General features: G+C 68.4%; 14 protein-coding genes, 1 tRNA gene and 1 pseudogene. 9 read left to right on the forward strand and 7 right to left on the reverse strand.

The features are described from left to right. Nucleotides 1-86: 86 nt before the first annotated feature. A pseudogene (locus ACAM49_RS32520) lies at nucleotides 87-527 on the reverse strand (dienelactone hydrolase family protein); the annotation flags it as partial. Between the two features lie 157 nt (nucleotides 528-684). Here ACAM49_RS32520 and hisC point away from each other — a divergent pair. Further along, complete coding sequence (hisC, locus tag ACAM49_RS32525; RefSeq protein WP_369639382.1) at nucleotides 685-1,764, forward strand: histidinol-phosphate transaminase; 1,080 nt, start codon at nucleotides 685-687, stop codon at nucleotides 1,762-1,764. Nucleotides 1,765-1,789: 25 nt separating this feature from the next. On the opposite strand, the gene ACAM49_RS32530 is transcribed toward hisC, so the two are convergent. The 5 genes from ACAM49_RS32530 to ACAM49_RS32550 form a co-directional block, all read right to left on the reverse strand. Continuing rightward, nucleotides 1,790-2,836: an alpha/beta hydrolase gene (locus tag ACAM49_RS32530; RefSeq protein ID WP_369639383.1), complete on the reverse strand. Its 1,047-nt coding sequence runs from the start codon at nucleotides 2,834-2,836 to the stop codon at nucleotides 1,790-1,792. Between the two features lie 23 nt (nucleotides 2,837-2,859). After that, nucleotides 2,860-3,891, reverse strand: a complete 1,032-nt coding sequence (locus tag ACAM49_RS32535; protein WP_369639393.1) for a HoxN/HupN/NixA family nickel/cobalt transporter — start codon at nucleotides 3,889-3,891, stop codon at nucleotides 2,860-2,862. A 44-nt stretch (nucleotides 3,892-3,935) separates the two neighbouring features. Next, nucleotides 3,936-4,023, reverse strand: a tRNA-Ser gene (locus ACAM49_RS32540). A 64-nt stretch (nucleotides 4,024-4,087) separates the two neighbouring features. Next, a complete protein-coding gene (locus tag ACAM49_RS32545) occupies nucleotides 4,088-4,522 on the reverse strand; it encodes a MarR family winged helix-turn-helix transcriptional regulator (protein WP_369639394.1) in 435 nt (144 codons plus the stop codon). A 171-nt stretch (nucleotides 4,523-4,693) separates the two neighbouring features. Beyond that, on the reverse strand, nucleotides 4,694-5,872 hold the full coding sequence (locus ACAM49_RS32550) for an alpha-hydroxy-acid oxidizing protein (protein WP_369639384.1): 1,179 nt from the start codon (nucleotides 5,870-5,872) through the stop codon (nucleotides 4,694-4,696). A 369-nt stretch (nucleotides 5,873-6,241) separates the two neighbouring features. Here ACAM49_RS32550 and ACAM49_RS32555 point away from each other — a divergent pair, with 369 nt between their 5' ends. Further along, nucleotides 6,242-7,234: an NAD(P)H-quinone oxidoreductase gene (locus ACAM49_RS32555; protein ID WP_369639385.1), complete on the forward strand. Its 993-nt coding sequence runs from the start codon at nucleotides 6,242-6,244 to the stop codon at nucleotides 7,232-7,234. Here the strand turns inward: ACAM49_RS32555 and ACAM49_RS32560 are convergent. Next, nucleotides 7,231-8,436 carry a cysteine desulfurase-like protein gene (locus ACAM49_RS32560; RefSeq protein WP_369639386.1) on the reverse strand — a complete coding sequence of 402 codons (1,206 nt, stop codon included), beginning with the start codon at nucleotides 8,434-8,436 and terminating at the stop codon, nucleotides 7,231-7,233. The genes ACAM49_RS32555 and ACAM49_RS32560 overlap by 4 nt on opposite strands. A 238-nt stretch (nucleotides 8,437-8,674) precedes the next feature. On the opposite strand from ACAM49_RS32560, the gene ACAM49_RS32565 reads away from it, so the two are divergent. The 7 genes from ACAM49_RS32565 to ACAM49_RS32595 all read left to right on the forward strand — a co-directional run. Beyond that, nucleotides 8,675-9,271 (forward strand): bacterial proteasome activator family protein, encoded by a 597-nt coding sequence (locus tag ACAM49_RS32565; RefSeq protein WP_040802404.1) that lies wholly within the window; start codon nucleotides 8,675-8,677, stop codon nucleotides 9,269-9,271. Nucleotides 9,272-9,425: 154 nt separating this feature from the next. Then, the gene (locus ACAM49_RS32570; protein ID WP_369639387.1) at nucleotides 9,426-10,259 is read left to right on the forward strand and encodes an ABC transporter permease; all 834 of its coding nucleotides are present in this window, start codon (nucleotides 9,426-9,428) and stop codon (nucleotides 10,257-10,259) included. Nucleotides 10,260-10,266: 7 nt separating this feature from the next. Next, nucleotides 10,267-11,088 carry an ABC transporter ATP-binding protein gene (locus ACAM49_RS32575; RefSeq protein WP_369639388.1) on the forward strand — a complete coding sequence of 274 codons (822 nt, stop codon included), beginning with the start codon at nucleotides 10,267-10,269 and terminating at the stop codon, nucleotides 11,086-11,088. Then, nucleotides 11,085-12,008 carry a glycosyltransferase gene (locus ACAM49_RS32580; RefSeq protein ID WP_369639389.1) on the forward strand — a complete coding sequence of 308 codons (924 nt, stop codon included), beginning with the start codon at nucleotides 11,085-11,087 and terminating at the stop codon, nucleotides 12,006-12,008. The genes ACAM49_RS32575 and ACAM49_RS32580 overlap by 4 nt, the downstream gene beginning before the upstream one ends. 228 nt (nucleotides 12,009-12,236) lie before the next feature. Then, a complete protein-coding gene (gene rsgA, locus ACAM49_RS32585; protein WP_369639390.1) occupies nucleotides 12,237-13,343 on the forward strand; it encodes a ribosome small subunit-dependent GTPase A in 1,107 nt (368 codons plus the stop codon). A 20-nt stretch (nucleotides 13,344-13,363) separates the two neighbouring features. Continuing rightward, nucleotides 13,364-14,692, forward strand: a complete 1,329-nt coding sequence (locus ACAM49_RS32590; protein WP_369639391.1) for a sensor histidine kinase — start codon at nucleotides 13,364-13,366, stop codon at nucleotides 14,690-14,692. A gap of 28 nt (nucleotides 14,693-14,720) precedes the next feature. Further along, a partial coding sequence (locus ACAM49_RS32595) for a response regulator (RefSeq protein WP_369639392.1) occupies nucleotides 14,721-15,015 on the forward strand: 295 nt, incomplete at its 3' end.

Here is a 15,015-nt window from a genome sequence, read left to right on the forward strand (position 1 = left end):
GGGATGGCATCGAGGTCCGGGCGAATGTGCGCACTCACCCCTCTACCCTATGTCCCGCTCGTCCGGGGCCGCCCGGGGGTGGCGGCGAGCAGGGAGATGGCCTGCGGGGTGAGGGGCGTCTCGATGCCGGGGGCGGCGACGCTGACCGCGGCGCCGACGCGGCGGTTGGTGGCGACCAGGGCGGCGGCGGTGCCCGCGGAGTCGAAGCCGAGGACCCCGATGCAGTCGCGGAAGACGCCGTGCGCGGTGAGCCAGTCGAAGCAGGCGTCGAAATCGGCGAAGAGGTCGTCGCCGAAGACGCGGTCCGGATCGGCGCCGTTGACGGGTCGGTGGAAGAGATCGGGGGCCAGGACGGTCCAGCCGTCCGCGGCGAGCGCGTGCATGAGTTCCAGCAATGGCTCGGTGAATTCGCGTGATTCGTGCAACACCACGATGCCGCCGCGGGCATGTCCCTCGGGTTCGAGCACGGTGAGCGGGACCGTGGTCGTGTCGTGCACAGGGGCGTGTTCTCGATAGATGCCCGACATAGGGCCACTGTAGTTGCGCTAGGTAAAAACGGGATAAATCTTTCCGGCGGTCCGATCTTCCGGAGATATTCTGGCCGAGCGGCATTCGAGCAAACGCGGCCGCACCCGCGCCGCCACCCCCGGGCGGCCCCGGACGAGCGGGACATAGGGTAGAGGGGTGAGTGCGCACATTCGCCCGGACCTCGATGCCATCCCGGCGTACGTCGCCGGGAAGACCCACCCCGGCGCGGTGAAGCTGGCCAGTAACGAGACCACCTTCCCGCCGCTGCCGTCGGTGACCAAGGCCATCGCCGAGGCGGTCGAGCTGTCGAACCGGTATCCCGACAACCACGCCGTCGAATTGCGCGGCGCGCTCGCGGATTTCCTGGGTGTGGAGATCGAGAACGTGGCGGCCGGCTGCGGCAGCGTGGCGCTGTGCCAGGAGCTGGTGCAGATCACCTGCCGCCGTCCCGAGGACGAGGTGCTGTTCGCGTGGCGCTCGTTCGAGGCCTACCCGATCGTCACGCAGGTGGCGGGGGCGAAGGCGGTGATGGTGCCGCTGGACGGTGAATTCACCCACGATCTGGACGCTTTGGCGGCGGCCATCACCCCGAACACGCGCGTGGTGTTCGTCTGCAACCCGAACAATCCGACCGGCACCGCGCGCGGCCGGGCCGAGATCGTCGAGTTCCTCGACAAGGTGCCGGGCGATGTCCTGGTGGTGCTGGACGAGGCGTACTTCGAGTACCTGCGCATCCCCGGCGAGGACTTCCCCAATGGCGTCGAGCTGGGCCGCACCCGCCCGAATGTGCTGGTGCTGCGCACGTTTTCGAAGGCGTACGGCCTGGCCGGGCTGCGCGTCGGGTACGCGGTCGGCGCGCCGGAGGTGATCACGGCGCTGATGAAGGTGCACATCCCGTTCAGCGTGAGCCGGGTGGCGCAGGCGGCGGCGATCGCCTCGCTGGAGGCGCGGCACGAGCTGCTCGAGCGCACCGATGCCGTTGTGGCCGAACGCGATCGCATGCGGGAGGCGCTGCTGGCGGCGGGCTACCGGGTGCCGGTCAGCCACTCCAACTTCGTGTGGCTGCCGCTGGGCGAGCGCAGCGCCGAATACGGTGCGGCCAGTACCGAAGCGGGGGTCATCATCCGGCCCTACGGCACGGACGGCGTGCGCGTCACGGCGGGCGATCCGCACGAGAACGACGCGTTCCTGCGCTTCGCCACCGATCCGGAGATCGTCGCGCGGTTCTTGGGCTAGACCCCACGTCGTTGCTGCGGCACGGCTACCCGATCCCCAATCCGGCCGCCACGGTCGGCCAGGAGCGGGCCAGTTCGTCGGCCCAGTAGGGCCAGGAGTGCGTTCCGGTGGGCCGCCGGTTCACCGTGGCCGCGATGCCCAATTGCGCGAGCCTGTCGGCCAATTGGCGGGTGCACATGTCGGCTCCCGCCTCGATGGGCCCGCCGAACAGCACCGCGTTGCGCAGATCCGGATTGCCGGGGGTGTCGTGCTCGCCGGGCAGGCCGCTGCCGGCGGAGAGGTAGACGGCCTTGCCGCGCAAGGCTTCCGCGTGGTTCAGCACATCGTGAGCCGCCCATTGCGGGTTGTCGGCGGGGCCGAACATGTTGTCGGGCTCCCCGCCGAAGGTGCCGACCACCGCGCGCGCCTGGGCCTGCCCGAAGTCGGAACTCATTGCGTAGCAGCCGCTGTGGGCCGCCACGGCGCGGTAGAGCCCCGGATTGCGGGTCGCCAGCATCATGGCGGCCTCCGCGCCCATGGAGACGCCCTCCAGCCCGTTGCTGCCGTCGCCCTGGAAGCGGGCGTCGATGAGCGGCGGCAGTTCCCGGGTGAGGAAGGTCTCCCAGCGGTTGGTGCCGAGCTTGGGATCGCTGCGCAGCCAGTCGGTGTAGTAGCTGGCTGGGCCGCCGAGGGTGAAGACCACGTTCACGTTCTTGTCGGCGAAGAAGCGCAGGGCGCCGCCGCGGGCGGTCCAGTTGTTGGCCTCGGCGGAGGCGCTGCGGCCGTCGAGCATGTAGACGGTGGGGCGGGGTGCGTCGCGGTGTTCGGGGAGCAGCACCTGGATCTCGACGGTGCGGCCCATGGCCGGGGAGGCGACGGAAACGCCGAAGAGGTTGCCGGACAGCGGTTCCACGCGTTCGATGCGCGCCTGCCCGGGGTGCACCGGGTCCACGCCGGGCGCGGATTCCTCGTTGGATCCGGTCTCCACGGGTGGATCGGACAGGGCCGAGGGGCCTTGCGCGGTCAACGCACCGGCCAGCAGGACGGCACCGGTGAGGGCACCGAGGAGGCGGGACGCGCGGCGGCTGACCACTCAGCCACATTTACCAGAAACGATCAATCGGCGGCGAGATCACGTTCCCAGCGCGCCTCGATGTCGGTGTAGCGCCACACCCCCAGCGCCACCGCCCAGGTGAGCACGAACAGCCCGACGATGAGGTAGCCGAGGCTGCCCAGGTCCAGATTGCCGATCCAGGCGATGAAACCCGAAGAGATATCCAGCTTCTCGACGAAGATGGACACGATCTCCTGCACGCCGATGAGCAGCGCCACCGCCACCGAGAGCCCGGTGATCACCAGGTTGTAGTAGATCTTGCGGACCGGCCGGGCGAAGGCCCAGTCGTAGGCGTGGCTCATGAACGCGCCGTCGAGCGCGTCGAACAGCGCCATGCCCGCCGAAAACAGCAGCGGCAGCACCAGAATCGCGTACCAGGGCAGTCCGGTGGCGGCCGCGCCGCCCGCGATGACCAGCAGGCCGACCTCGGTGACGGTGTCGAACCCGAGCCCGAACAGCAGCCCGACCGGGTACATCTGCCAGGGCTTGCGCACCAGTCGCATGACGGGGCCGAGCATCCGGTTGAGCAGGCCGCGTTCCGCGAGCGCGTTCTCCAGCTTCGCCTCGTCGAAGTCGCCGCCGCGCATGCGCCGGTACACCTTCCAAATGCCAACCAGCGACGCCAGATTCAGCAGTCCGATAGCGATGAGGAAGCTGCCGGAGACGCTGGTCCCCCACAGTCCGGTCCAGCGGTGCAGGCCGGAGCCCTCGTCCTCGATCGATCCGGCCAGCGCCCGCACGCCGAAGGCGAGCAGCGCCACCATCACGAACACGATGCTGGAATGCCCCAGCGCGAACCAGAATCCGACGGTCCGCGACTTCTCACGCCCGTTCTCGGCCACCAGTTTTCGCACGGTGTTGTCGATGGCGGCGATGTGATCGGCGTCGAAGGCGTGCCGCATGCCGAGGGTGTAGGCGGTGATCCCCAGCCCGACTCCGAAGACCGAGCCCTGCACCACGTGCTGGCTCGGCACCACGAACAGCAGCAGGGTGCCCCAGCCGAGCACATGGAGGGCGAGAACGGCCAGACCCATACCGATCCAACCGCGCACGCACACACCTCATCATCGATAAGAAATGGCGGAAGCGGAGGGATTTGAACCCCCGGTCGCTTTCGCGACGCTCGCTTTCAAGGCGAGTGCATTCGGCCGCTCTGCCACGCTTCCAGGCGGTTGATACTAACTGATGGCGCGTGCGGTCTGCCCCGGACTTCCGATCGGCGGGCACCCGTCAATCGATATCGGCTATCTCCCGGATTCCGGCGCGGTGGTCGGCGGCCTGGTTCACCAGGTCGAGGGCGGCGGCGACGGCGGCCAGCTGGGCGGGGGTGAGCAGATCCACGAAGAAGCGGCGCACGGCCGCGACATGCCCGGGCGCGGCCGCGCGTAGTCGGCGCATGCCCTCGTCGGTGAGCTGGGCCAGTACGCCGCGGCCGTCGTCCTCGGCGGCGATGCGGCGCACCATGCCCTGGGATTCCATGCGGCGGATCTGATGGGTGAGGCGGCTGCGGGAGGAGAGCACGCCGTCTGCGAGATCACTCATGCGCAGCGCGCGGCCGGAGGCCTCGGAGAGCTTGACCAGAATGCGGTAGTCGGCGAAGGAGAGGTCGCAGTCGCGCTGCAGCTGCCGGTTGAGGTCGGCTATCAGCCGCTGGCTGCCGTCCATGTAGGCCCGCCAGGCCCGCTGCTGTTCGGGGGTGAGCCACCTCGGTTCGGACGCGACGCGCCCGCCGGTCTCGACGGCCACCCGCTCGTTGTTGTGACGGCGCTTGATCGCCCCTCCTCGGCTCGGCGGCCCGGACACATCCCAGAGCAGTGTTCCTCCCCCGCCGCGCCGCTAAACGCGGTAGGAGGAGATCATGGTGCGGCTCAGGTCGTGCGGACCGGTGCAGCCCGAAAGTCCCATGGCCGCATCGAAATCCGCGAGCAGGGTACGCAGCGCGTGGCGCACGCCGTCGGCCCCCGCTAGGCCCAGACCGTACACCCAGGGACGGCCGTACAGGACGGCCTTCGCACCGAGTGAGAGCGCGATCATGACATCGGAGCCGGTGCGAATCCCGGAGTCGAACAGCACATCCGCGCGATCGCCGACGGTGGCGACAATGGTGGGCAGGGCGTCCAGCGCGCCGATCGCGCCGTCCACCTGGCGGCCGCCGTGATTGCTCACCACCACCGCGTCCGCGCCCGCGTCCACCACCTGGCGGGCGTCGTCGGGGTGCAGCACGCCCTTCACGGCGATGGGCAGTTCGGTCCAGTCGCGCAGCCGGGCGATATCCGCCGGGCGCAGACCGTGATTCCCGAAAAGTCCGATCCAGGTGAGGATCGCGGCGCGCATGGCCTCCTCGCTCTCCTCGGGCGGGGCGGACAGCTTGGCGCGGAAGACCGGATCCGACAGGTAGTTGGCAATCCCCTTGCCCTGCAGGAACGGCAGGTGCCCGAGCCGCAGATCGCGCGGCCGCCAGCCCAGGCTCGGGGTGTCCGCGGTGACGACAATGGCCTTGGCTCCGGCCTTTTCGGCGCGTTCGACGAAGGAGCGGGCCAGCTCCATGTCATCGGGCCAGTACAGCTGATACCACCACGCCCCGGCGCGCTCGCCGACCTGCTCGATCGTCGAGGAGGCGGCGGTGGACAGGCACATGCCCAGGCCCAGTTCCCGGGTCACCTCCGCGACCACGGTCTCGCCGTGTTCGTGCAGCAGCCCCAGCACGCCGATCGGCGCGGTGAGAATCGGTGCGGCCAAATGGGTTCCGAGCACCTCGACGGAATGGTCGCGCACACCCGGACCGCTCGCGCCGCGCAGAATTCGCGGCAGCAGCCGGTATTTCTCGAACGCGGAGAGATTGGCGTGCGCGGTGCGTTCGGACGACGCGCTGCCCGCCACATAAGCGAAGGCCGCCGGATCCAGCACTTCCCGAGCCCGCTCTTCCAGGCCCGCCGCCGTCATCGGTAGCGCCGGGACGATGCCCGCCAGGCCGGAGAGATAGATCTCGTTCTGGAAATCGACGAAACTGCTCATGCCCCGGAACGCTAGTACCTTCCACCCCGACGCGGACGGGGTCGAAGTTACTTTCCCAGAGCGTAACTTTCGGGTCCGGAAATACCGGACTCCGTCATGGTTTTCGCAGCCGCGAACTCAGTGCTTCCGCAACCGTGAACTCAGCGTTTGCGCACGCGGACCAGGGCGCGGGGCGCGTCTTCCGCGATGAAGCCGGACATCGCCATGGCCGCCAGGATGACCATGCCGCCGAGGACGGCGAGGGTGGTGAACATGGATGCTCCTCTCGATTACCCAACCCACGGTGCCGGGCGAAGCTGAGCGGATGCTGTGCCCACACCGAGGGTGGCCTGACAGTAATCGGTGGGATCCGGTCGTACGCTCGTTTTCATGTATGCGGTGACGCTCGACGGTTTCGGTGGGCCCGAGGTCATGAAATGGGCGCAGGTGGACGACCTGCCCGCGCCCGGACCGGGCGAGGTAGCGATCGATGTGGTGGCCGCGGGGGTGAATCGCGCGGATCTGCTGCAACGGCAGGGCTTCTATCCGCCACCACCCGGGGCCAGCGAGATCCTGGGCCTGGAGGTGTCCGGGGTGGTAGCGGAAGTCGGTGCCGGGGTGCGGGATTGGCGGGCCGGGGACCGGGTGTGCGCGCTGTTGGCCGGCGGCGGCTACGCCGAGCGGGTGAACGCGCCCGCGACCCAGCTGCTACCGGTGCCGGAGGGACTGGATGTGGCCGCGGCGGCCGCGCTGCCGGAGGTGGCGGCCACGGTCTGGTCCAATCTGGTGATGACCGCCGGGCTGCACAGTGGGCAATTGCTGCTGATTCACGGGGGCGGCAGCGGAATCGGCACGCACGCCATCCAGGTGGCGCGGGCGCTGGGCGCGCGGGTGGCGGTCACCGCCGGATCGCAGTTCAAGCTGGACCGGTGCCGGGAATTGGGCGCGACGGTGCTGATCAATTACCGCGAGCACGATTTCGTGACGACCCTGCACAGCGAATATCCCGGCGCGGACATCATTCTCGACGTGATGGGCGCGGCATATCTGGAACGGAATGTCGAAGCGCTGGCCGAGGACGGGCACCTGGTGGTGATCGGCATGCAGGGCGGCGTCAAGGCGGAATTGAATCTCGGTGTGCTGCTGGGCAAGCGGGGTTCGATTCACGCCACCAATCTGCGCCGGCGGCCCGAGCACGGGCGCGGGTCGAAGGCGGAGATCATCACCGAGTTGCGCCGCCACCTGTGGCCGCTCATTTCGGACGGCACCGTGGTGCCGGTGGTGTCGGCCGAAATTCCGGTCACCGATGTCGCCGAGGCCCACCGTCTACTGGACTCCGACCAGACGGTGGGCAAGGTCGTCCTGCAGATTCGGGAGCTCTAGGTATCCAGCGCGGCGAGCGCCCTGCCCAGCTGTTCGATCTCGAATCTCGTTGTGTAGGGCGCGAGTCCGATGGTGACGGCGCCGCCTTCGTCGTTGACGCCCAGCGCGTCGAGCAGGCGGCTGCCGCCGTGCGAGCCGCTGAGCGTGCCGATGCGGGCGTCGGCCAGCTTGGCCGAGACCTTCTCCGCCTGCATGCCCGCGATGGTGAAGCTGACCGTCGGGATGCGGGTGGAGGCGCGGCCGATGACCGTCAGGTTGGGGATGGTGTCCAGCACGGCCATCAGATCCTCGAAGAGCTGATCGTGGTGGTCCTGCAGCGAGGTGATCGACATCTCCAGGCGCTCGCGGCGGGTGCCCCTGGCGCGCTCGTCGAGGGAGGCCAGATAGTCGATGGAGGTGGTGAGCCCGGCCAGCAGCGCGTACTGGTGGCCGCCCACCTCGAGCCGTTCCGCGCCCTTGGCATAGGGATTCAGCGACATGGACGGAATCCGGTCCAGGAACGCGGGATCGCGGAAGACCAGCGCGCCGATCTGCGGGCCGCCCCAGGCGGGGGCGCTGAGCGCGATCACGTCGGCATTGAGTTCGTCGATATCGATGAGCGCGTAGGGCGCGGCGCCGAAGCAGTCGGCGACCAGCAGACCGCCGACCTCGTGCACGCGGTCCGCGGCCACCCGCACGGCGGGCGCGGAGCCGACGATGGGCGAGGCGGCCGTCAAGGCCACCAGTCGCGCGGTGGGCCCGATCAATTCCTCGAACTGCCAGGCCGGCATCTCGCAGGTCTCGATCTCCACTTCCGCCCAGCGCACGTGCGCGCCATAGCGATTCGCGATGCGCAGCCACGGCGCCACATTGGCCTCGTCATCCAGACGCGACAGCACGATCCCGGTGCCCAGACCCAGCCTGGAACTCAGCGATTCGGCCAGCCAGGCCAGCAGTACCGCGCGGTCCGGTCCGAGCACCACGCCCGCCGGATCGCCGCCGACCAGATCGGCGACGGCCTCGCGCGCGGCCTCCAGGATCGCGGCGCTGCGCTGGGCCGCGCCGTGCCGATTGGAATGCGAGAAGGCGGAGGTCCGGAAACCCGTTGAGACGGCCCGCGATACCGAATCCGGGACCAACATGCCCGCTTGCGGGTCGAGGTGGATCCAGCCGTCGCCCAGGGACGGTATGAGGCCCCGCACCCGTGCGACGTCGTAAGTCATGCTGGCCACTCTAAAGGGAGAGGGCACAACTGGGTAACGGTAGGCATGGAAGCGACCTTCGAGACTGGGACGACCTGCATCTACCGTACAAACTGGACGGGACGTCTTCGGCCCGGTCTATCCACGGCTTCGTTTCGGATGGCGCTAGCCGTTACACAAGCGGATTCGGGCAGGTCTCTTCCTGGTTGCATTCGGGGTGCCCTTAGCGGGTTCGGCCGGGATTCGGCAGGATGGGGGCATGACGCAATCGGATGGGGTTCCGGAATCCATTGTCGTGGTCGGGCCCGAGGGCAAGCCGCTGTTCATCCCGGCGGCGGCGCAGATCGGCGGCGAACCGGTGGAGATCACCGGACAGTTTGTCGGCGAGCACGATTCGCGCGATTCGGATGAATCGCGCGATACGGAATCGCTGGCCGACATGGTGGAGCAGCCCGCGAAGGTCATGCGCATCGGCACCATGATCAAGCAGCTGCTCGAGGAGGTCCGCCACGCGCCGCTGGACGACGCCTCCCGCACCCGGCTGCGCGAGATCCACCGCACCTCCATCCGCGAACTGGAAACCGGTCTGGCGCCCGAACTCCGCGAGGAGCTCGAGCGGCTGGCCCTGCCCTTCACCGACGACACCGTGCCGTCCGACGCGGAACTGCGCATCGCGCAGGCCCAGCTGGTGGGCTGGCTCGAGGGCCTGTTCCACGGCATCCAGACCGCGCTGTTCGCCCAGCAGATGGCGGCCCGCGCGCAGCTGGAACAAATGCGCCAGGCGCTGCCGCCGGGCGTGAGCCATGGCGGCGACGCGCGCGGCCAGCAGAGTTCGGGCGGCGGACAGTACCTCTGACGAGGTGTCCGGAGACACAGCCTGCCGCAGATATGTCGGGGTCGGCGGCAGGTTCTCGTCGCAATGGGATAGCTATTAGATAAGGTCGGGTCTTGTGCCTGCTGCTGCTCCCCCCGACTCGGTCGAGGCCGAGGCGACCCCGGACAATGCTCCGGTGCCGCTAGTGTCGGATTCCCAGACGTTCCGTCGCGCGTTCAAGGACTTCCGTGACGGATTCGGCCAGCGTGAGCTGTGGCTATCGCTGGGTTGGCAGGACATCAAGCAGCGCTATCGCCGCTCGGTGCTGGGCCCGTTCTGGATCACCATCGCCACCGGCGTGCAGGCCGCGGCCATGGGATTCCTCTACGCCACCCTGTTCCATCAGCCGCTGCACACCTACCTGCCCTATGTGACGGTCGGCCTGATCGTCTGGAATGTCATCAATGCCAGCATCCTTGAGGGCTCCGATGTCTTCATCGCCAACGAGGGCCTGATCAAACAGCTGCCGTCGGCACTGAGCGTGCACGTGTATCGCCTGGTGTGGCGGCAGTTCCTGTTCTTCGCGCACAACCTGGTGATCTATCTGGTCATGCTGGTGGGCTTCGGCGTCTGGCGGGACCTGCACTGGACGGCGATCCTGGCGATTCCGGGCATCCTGCTGCTGTTCGCCAATGCCATGTGGGTGTCCATCGCCTTCGGCATCTTCAGCACCCGCTACCGCGATATCGCGCCGATCCTGGGCAGCATGACGCTCATGCTGTTCGTGCTGACCCCGGTCATGTGGAGCACCAAGTCGCTGCACGATCAGGGCGGCTCGGTGAGCGAGCGCGCCAAGCTGGTCGAGCTGGTGCCGACCTACCATTACCTGGAGATCGTGCGCGCGCCCCTGCTCGGGGAGCCGCAGCCGCTGCGGTCCTGGATCGTGGTGCTGGCCATCACCGTGGTCGGCTGGGCGGTCGCCGTGGTGGCCATGAAGCAGTTCCGTTCCCGCGTCCCCTACTGGGTGTGAAGGCTCAATGACCGACCATGTGAGTATCGAAACCCAGAACGCGTGGGTGGAGTTCCCGATCTTCGACGCCAAGTCCCGTTCGCTGAAGAAGGCGTTCATGGGCAAGGCGGGCGGCGCCATCGGACGCAATCAGTCCGATGTCGTCGTGATCGAGGCGCTGCGCGATATCAACCTCTCGCTCAAGGAGGGCGACCGGGTCGGGCTGGTCGGCCACAATGGCGCGGGCAAATCGACGCTGCTGCGCCTGCTTTCGGGCATTTACGAACCGACCCGCGGCAGTGCGCGCATTCGCGGCCGCGTGGCGCCGGTCTTCGATCTCGGTGTCGGCATGGATCCAGAGATCTCCGGGTACGACAACATCATCATTCGCGGATTGTTCCTCGGCCAGACCCGTAAGCAGATGCTCTCCAAGATCGATGAGATCGCCGATTTCACCGAGCTGGGCGAGTATCTGGAGATGCCGCTGCGCACCTACTCCACCGGTATGCGGGTGCGGCTGGCCATGGGCGTGGTGACCTCCATCGATCCCGAGATCCTGCTGCTCGACGAGGGCATCGGCGCGGTCGACGCGGAATTCATGAAGAAGGCGCGAATCCGCCTGCAGGAACTGGTGTCCCGCTCCGGCATTCTGGTGTTCGCCTCGCATTCCAATGAATTCCTGGCGCAGTTGTGTGATTCCGCTCTCTGGATCGACCACGGCAACGTGCGAATGCACGGGGGTATCGAGGAAGTCGTGCGAGCCTACGAGGGCCCGGAGGCGGGTGATCACGTGGCGCAGGTGCTGCGGGATCTGGAACGTGAACGTGAACCGGAACGGAATCCCGTATGAGTGAGCAGTCCACCCCTGTGTACGGCGACGATGCGCGCATTGTCGCCATCGTCGTCACACACAAGCGCCGGGAACTGCTGGCCGAGTCGCTGAAGGTGCTCGCGAGCCAGACCCGGCCGATCGACCATTTGATCGTGGTGGACAACGGCAATGAGGCCGAGGTCGGCGAGCTGGTGAAGCAGCAGCCCATGGAGACCACCTACCTCGGCTCGGAACACAATCTCGGCGGCGCGGGCGGTTTCGCGCTGGGCATGCTGCACGCGCTCACCATGGGCGCGGACTGGGTGTGGCTGGCCGACGACGACGGGCGGCCCGACGGGCCGGAAGTGCTTGCCACGCTGTTCGATTGCGCCAAGCGGCATCGGCTGGTCGAGGTGTCGCCGGTGGTCGCCGATATCGACGACCCGGACCGGCTGGCGTTCCCGCTGCGCCGGGGCGTGGTGTGGCGGCGGCTGCGGTCGGAGCTCGGCGACGAGGATTTCCTACCCGGCATCGCCTCGCTGTTCAATGGCGCGCTGGTCTCCGCGGAGGCCGTGGACAAGATCGGCGTGCCGGATCTGCGGCTGTTCGTGCGCGGTGACGAGGTGGAGGTGCACCGGCGGCTGGTGCGGTCGGGGCTGCCGTTCGGCACCTGTCTGCAGACCGCGTACCTGCATCCGAATGGTTCGGCGGAGTTCAAGCCGATTCTCGGCGGGCGCATGCACACGCAGTATCCGGATGATCCGGTCAAGCGGCACTTCACCTATCGCAACCGCGGATATCTGATGGCGCAGCCGGGCATGCGGAAGCTGTTGCCGCAGGAGGTCGCCCGGTTCGGGTGGTTCTTCCTGGTGCAGCAGAAGGATCCGGCGGGGTTGATGGAGTGGCTGCGCTTGCAGCGGATGGGGCGTCGCGAGCAGTTCGACAAGCCCACGTCGTAGGGGTCGGAAAATACGTTGCGCGAACGGGGACAGCCTGCGAAGGTTGTCCCCGTTCTTGTTGGGCGCGGTCGCTTCGGTGACGGCATGAGGAGAGATGGGAGGTGGAGTTTCGTGAAGACGGCCTTGCGGATTGTCGTGCCCGCGTTTGTGCGCGCGGCTCATGTATCCACCTCGAATTCCTCTCGCTGAGTCCGCGTTCCGGGCTCGGCCCGTCAAAGGACTCCACAAATGGCATCGGTCGATTTCGACCTGCTCGTTCCCTTCGGCTGGAACTCCGCTCTCGCCTCCGACTACCTTCCGCTGCTCGGCGACGATCTGATTCCGGCCCGCGTGATCCGCATGGATCGCAGCGAATGCGATATCGCCGCACCCCTCCCCACCGCCGACATCCAAAGCCGATTGACGGCCGCGGTGGTGCGTGCCCAGCTCCCCCGCTCGGATTCCGAGATCAGCGGGCTGTGCACCGGCGACTGGGTGGCCATCGATCACGGCCGCACCGTGCGGGCGCTGCTGCCGCGCCGGACCGCCATCGTCCGGGCCGCCGTCTCCGGACAACCCGATTCCCGGGCCAAATCCGCGCATCAGGTGCTGGCCGCGAATGTCGACACCGTGCTGGTCTGCACCGCCGGTGACGGGGATGTGGATCTCGGGCGCATCGAGCGGCTGCTCGCGCTGGCCTGGGAATCCGGCGCCCAGCCGACCGTGGTGCTCACCAAAGCCGATCTCGCGCACGATATTCCGATCGATGCCGTGCGCGCCGCCGCGCCCGGCGTCACGGTGCTGGCGGTCAGCGCCGCCACCGGCGTCGGCATGGATGTGCTCGGGGCGCTGTTGATCGGCACGGTCGCCCTGATCGGTCCGTCCGGCGCGGGCAAGTCCACCCTCGCCAATGCGCTGCTCGGCGCGGAAGTGTTCGCCACCAACGCGGTTCGCGAGGGCGACAAGCGCGGACGGCACACCACCGTCCACCGCGAACTCCGTCCGCTCCCCGGCGGCGGCACCCTCATCGACACCCCCGGGCTGCGATCGGTCGGCCTCTGGGATGCCACCGAGGGCATCGGCCGCACCTTCAGCGATATCGAATCCCTCGCCGCGCAATGCCGTTTCGCCGACTGCGCGCACGAGACCGAACCGGGCTGCGCCGTACTCGCGGCCATCGATTCCGGTGCGCTGCCCCAGCGCCGCCTGACCAGCTACCGCAAGCTGAGCCGGGAGAACGAGTGGCTGGCCTCCCGCACCGACGCCCGCGCCCGCGCCGAGCGCACGAAGGCGTGGAAACAGATCAACAAGGACCAGCGCCGCATGTACAAGGAGCGCGGCGGCAAGCAGCGCTGAGCGATGCCTAGGGTGGTGGGATGACCACCGCCTCCGACCGCCCGGCCACGGGATCGTCCGTGGCCGGGTGGCTCGGTGTCCGACTGCGGGCGTTGCCCGGGGCCGTGGGCTATCTGCTGGTCGGCGGGCTCACCGCGGTGGCGTCGCTGTTCGCGGTGTTCGCGCTGTTGGTGGTGGCGGCCGCGAGCCTGGTGGGCGTGGGCATACCCGCGATTCCGGAGGTTTTGCGGCTGATCCGACCGCTGGTTGAGTTCGAGCGGCGGCGGGCGGGTAAGCGGCTCGGCGCACCGATCGAGGTGACCTACCAACCGCTGCGCGGCGGTCTCGGGGAGAAGCTTGCAACAGTGTTCCGAGACCCGGCCAATTGGCGCGATATCGCCTGGATGGTCGTGCACTTCCTGCCCGGGATCGTGCTGGCGGTGCTGGCGGTGACCTTCCCGGTCGGCGTCGGGGCACAGGCGGCGATTCCGGTCTACTGGCAGCTACTGTCGTCACCGATGGAGACCTTCGGGATCACCGTGACCTCCTGGCCACTCGCGGTGGCCGCGGCGCTGACCTCGATTCCCCTGGCCTGGGTGGCCCTGCAGATTCCCGTCGTCGCGCGGGGACAGGCGCTGCTGGCCCAGGCTCTGCTCGGCCCGGTGCCCGGCGCGAATCTGGAGATCCGGGTCGCCGAGCTGACCGCCACCCGCGCGGCGGCACTGGACGCGCACGGGGCGGAGTTGCGGCGCATCGAACGGGATCTGCACGACGGCGCACAGGCCCGGATCGCGGCGGTGATCATGCAGCTGGGTCTGGCCGATCAACTGCGGCAACGGGATCCGGCGGCGGCCGACGACCTGGTCCGCAAGGCGCAGGACACCGCCGAGGCGGCACTGTCGGAACTGCGGGACGTCGTGCGCAGCGTGTATCCGCCGGTCCTGGCGGATCGCGGTCTGGCGAGCGCGATTTCAGCGCTGGCCGCGCGCTCCCCCATTCCGGTCGAACTGGCCCTCGGCCCTGCCGAACCACCCCCGGTGCCGGGCTCCGCCGCAGCGGGTGCGGAGTCGGCGGCATCGCGCGCGGTCAGAAGACCCGCGGCGGTCGAGGCGGCGGCTTACTTCGTCATCACGGAGGCGCTGACGAATGCCACGAAACATTCTGGGGCGCAGCACCTTCGGGTCGAGCTGGGCGGCGAGGCCGACACGCTGACCGTGGCGATCCGGGATGACGGCCGCGGCGGCGCCCAGGAGGTCGACGGGGGTGGCTTGGCCGGGATTCGGCGGCGGGCCGAGGCGCTGGACGGGCGGATGGTGCTGAGCAGTCCCGCAGGCGGGCCTACCGAGGTGCGAGTGGAGTTGCCATGTTGAGGGAAGCGGTGGACAGGGTGGTGGCGTCATGCGCGTGGTGATCGCCGAAGACGATGCGCTGCTGCGGGAGGGACTTGCCCTGCTGCTGAAGACCGCCGGGATCGATGTGATCGCCTCGGTCGACAATGCCGACGACTTCCTGCGGGTGGTCACCGCCGATCGGCCCGACGTGGTGGTCGTCGATGTGCGGATGCCGCCCACCTTCACAGATGACGGACTGCGGGCAGCGGTGCGGGCCAGGGAGATTCCTCCCGGGCTGCCGGTGCTGGTGCTGTCGGCGTGGGTGGAGGACAGTTATGCGGCCGAATTGCTCGGGGATGGGG

Origin of the sequence: Nocardia sp. JMUB6875 (genome assembly GCF_041154655.1) — a bacterium.
Taxonomy (GTDB): Bacteria; Actinomycetota; Actinomycetes; order Mycobacteriales; family Mycobacteriaceae; genus Nocardia.

What these genes read in the sequence shown, in the direction of transcription:
- ACAM49_RS32590 (WP_369639391.1), top strand. Translation starts at nt 13,364, where the DNA reads ATGACCACCGCCTCCGACCGCCCGGCCACGGGATCGTCCGTGGCCGGG.
- ACAM49_RS32555 (WP_369639385.1), top strand. Translation starts at nt 6,242, where the DNA reads ATGTATGCGGTGACGCTCGACGGTTTCGGTGGGCCCGAGGTCATGAAA.
- ACAM49_RS32545 (WP_369639394.1), bottom strand. Translation starts at nt 4,522, where the DNA reads ATGGACGGCAGCCAGCGGCTGATAGCCGACCTCAACCGGCAGCTGCAG.
- ACAM49_RS32575 (WP_369639388.1), top strand. Translation starts at nt 10,267, where the DNA reads ATGACCGACCATGTGAGTATCGAAACCCAGAACGCGTGGGTGGAGTTC.
- ACAM49_RS32565 (WP_040802404.1), top strand. Translation starts at nt 8,675, where the DNA reads ATGACGCAATCGGATGGGGTTCCGGAATCCATTGTCGTGGTCGGGCCC.
- rsgA (WP_369639390.1), top strand. Translation starts at nt 12,237, where the DNA reads ATGGCATCGGTCGATTTCGACCTGCTCGTTCCCTTCGGCTGGAACTCC.
- ACAM49_RS32580 (WP_369639389.1), top strand. Translation starts at nt 11,085, where the DNA reads ATGAGTGAGCAGTCCACCCCTGTGTACGGCGACGATGCGCGCATTGTC.
- ACAM49_RS32550 (WP_369639384.1), bottom strand. Translation starts at nt 5,872, where the DNA reads ATGAGCAGTTTCGTCGATTTCCAGAACGAGATCTATCTCTCCGGCCTG.
- ACAM49_RS32560 (WP_369639386.1), bottom strand. Translation starts at nt 8,436, where the DNA reads ATGACTTACGACGTCGCACGGGTGCGGGGCCTCATACCGTCCCTGGGC.
- ACAM49_RS32535 (WP_369639393.1), bottom strand. Translation starts at nt 3,891, where the DNA reads ATGGGTCTGGCCGTTCTCGCCCTCCATGTGCTCGGCTGGGGCACCCTG.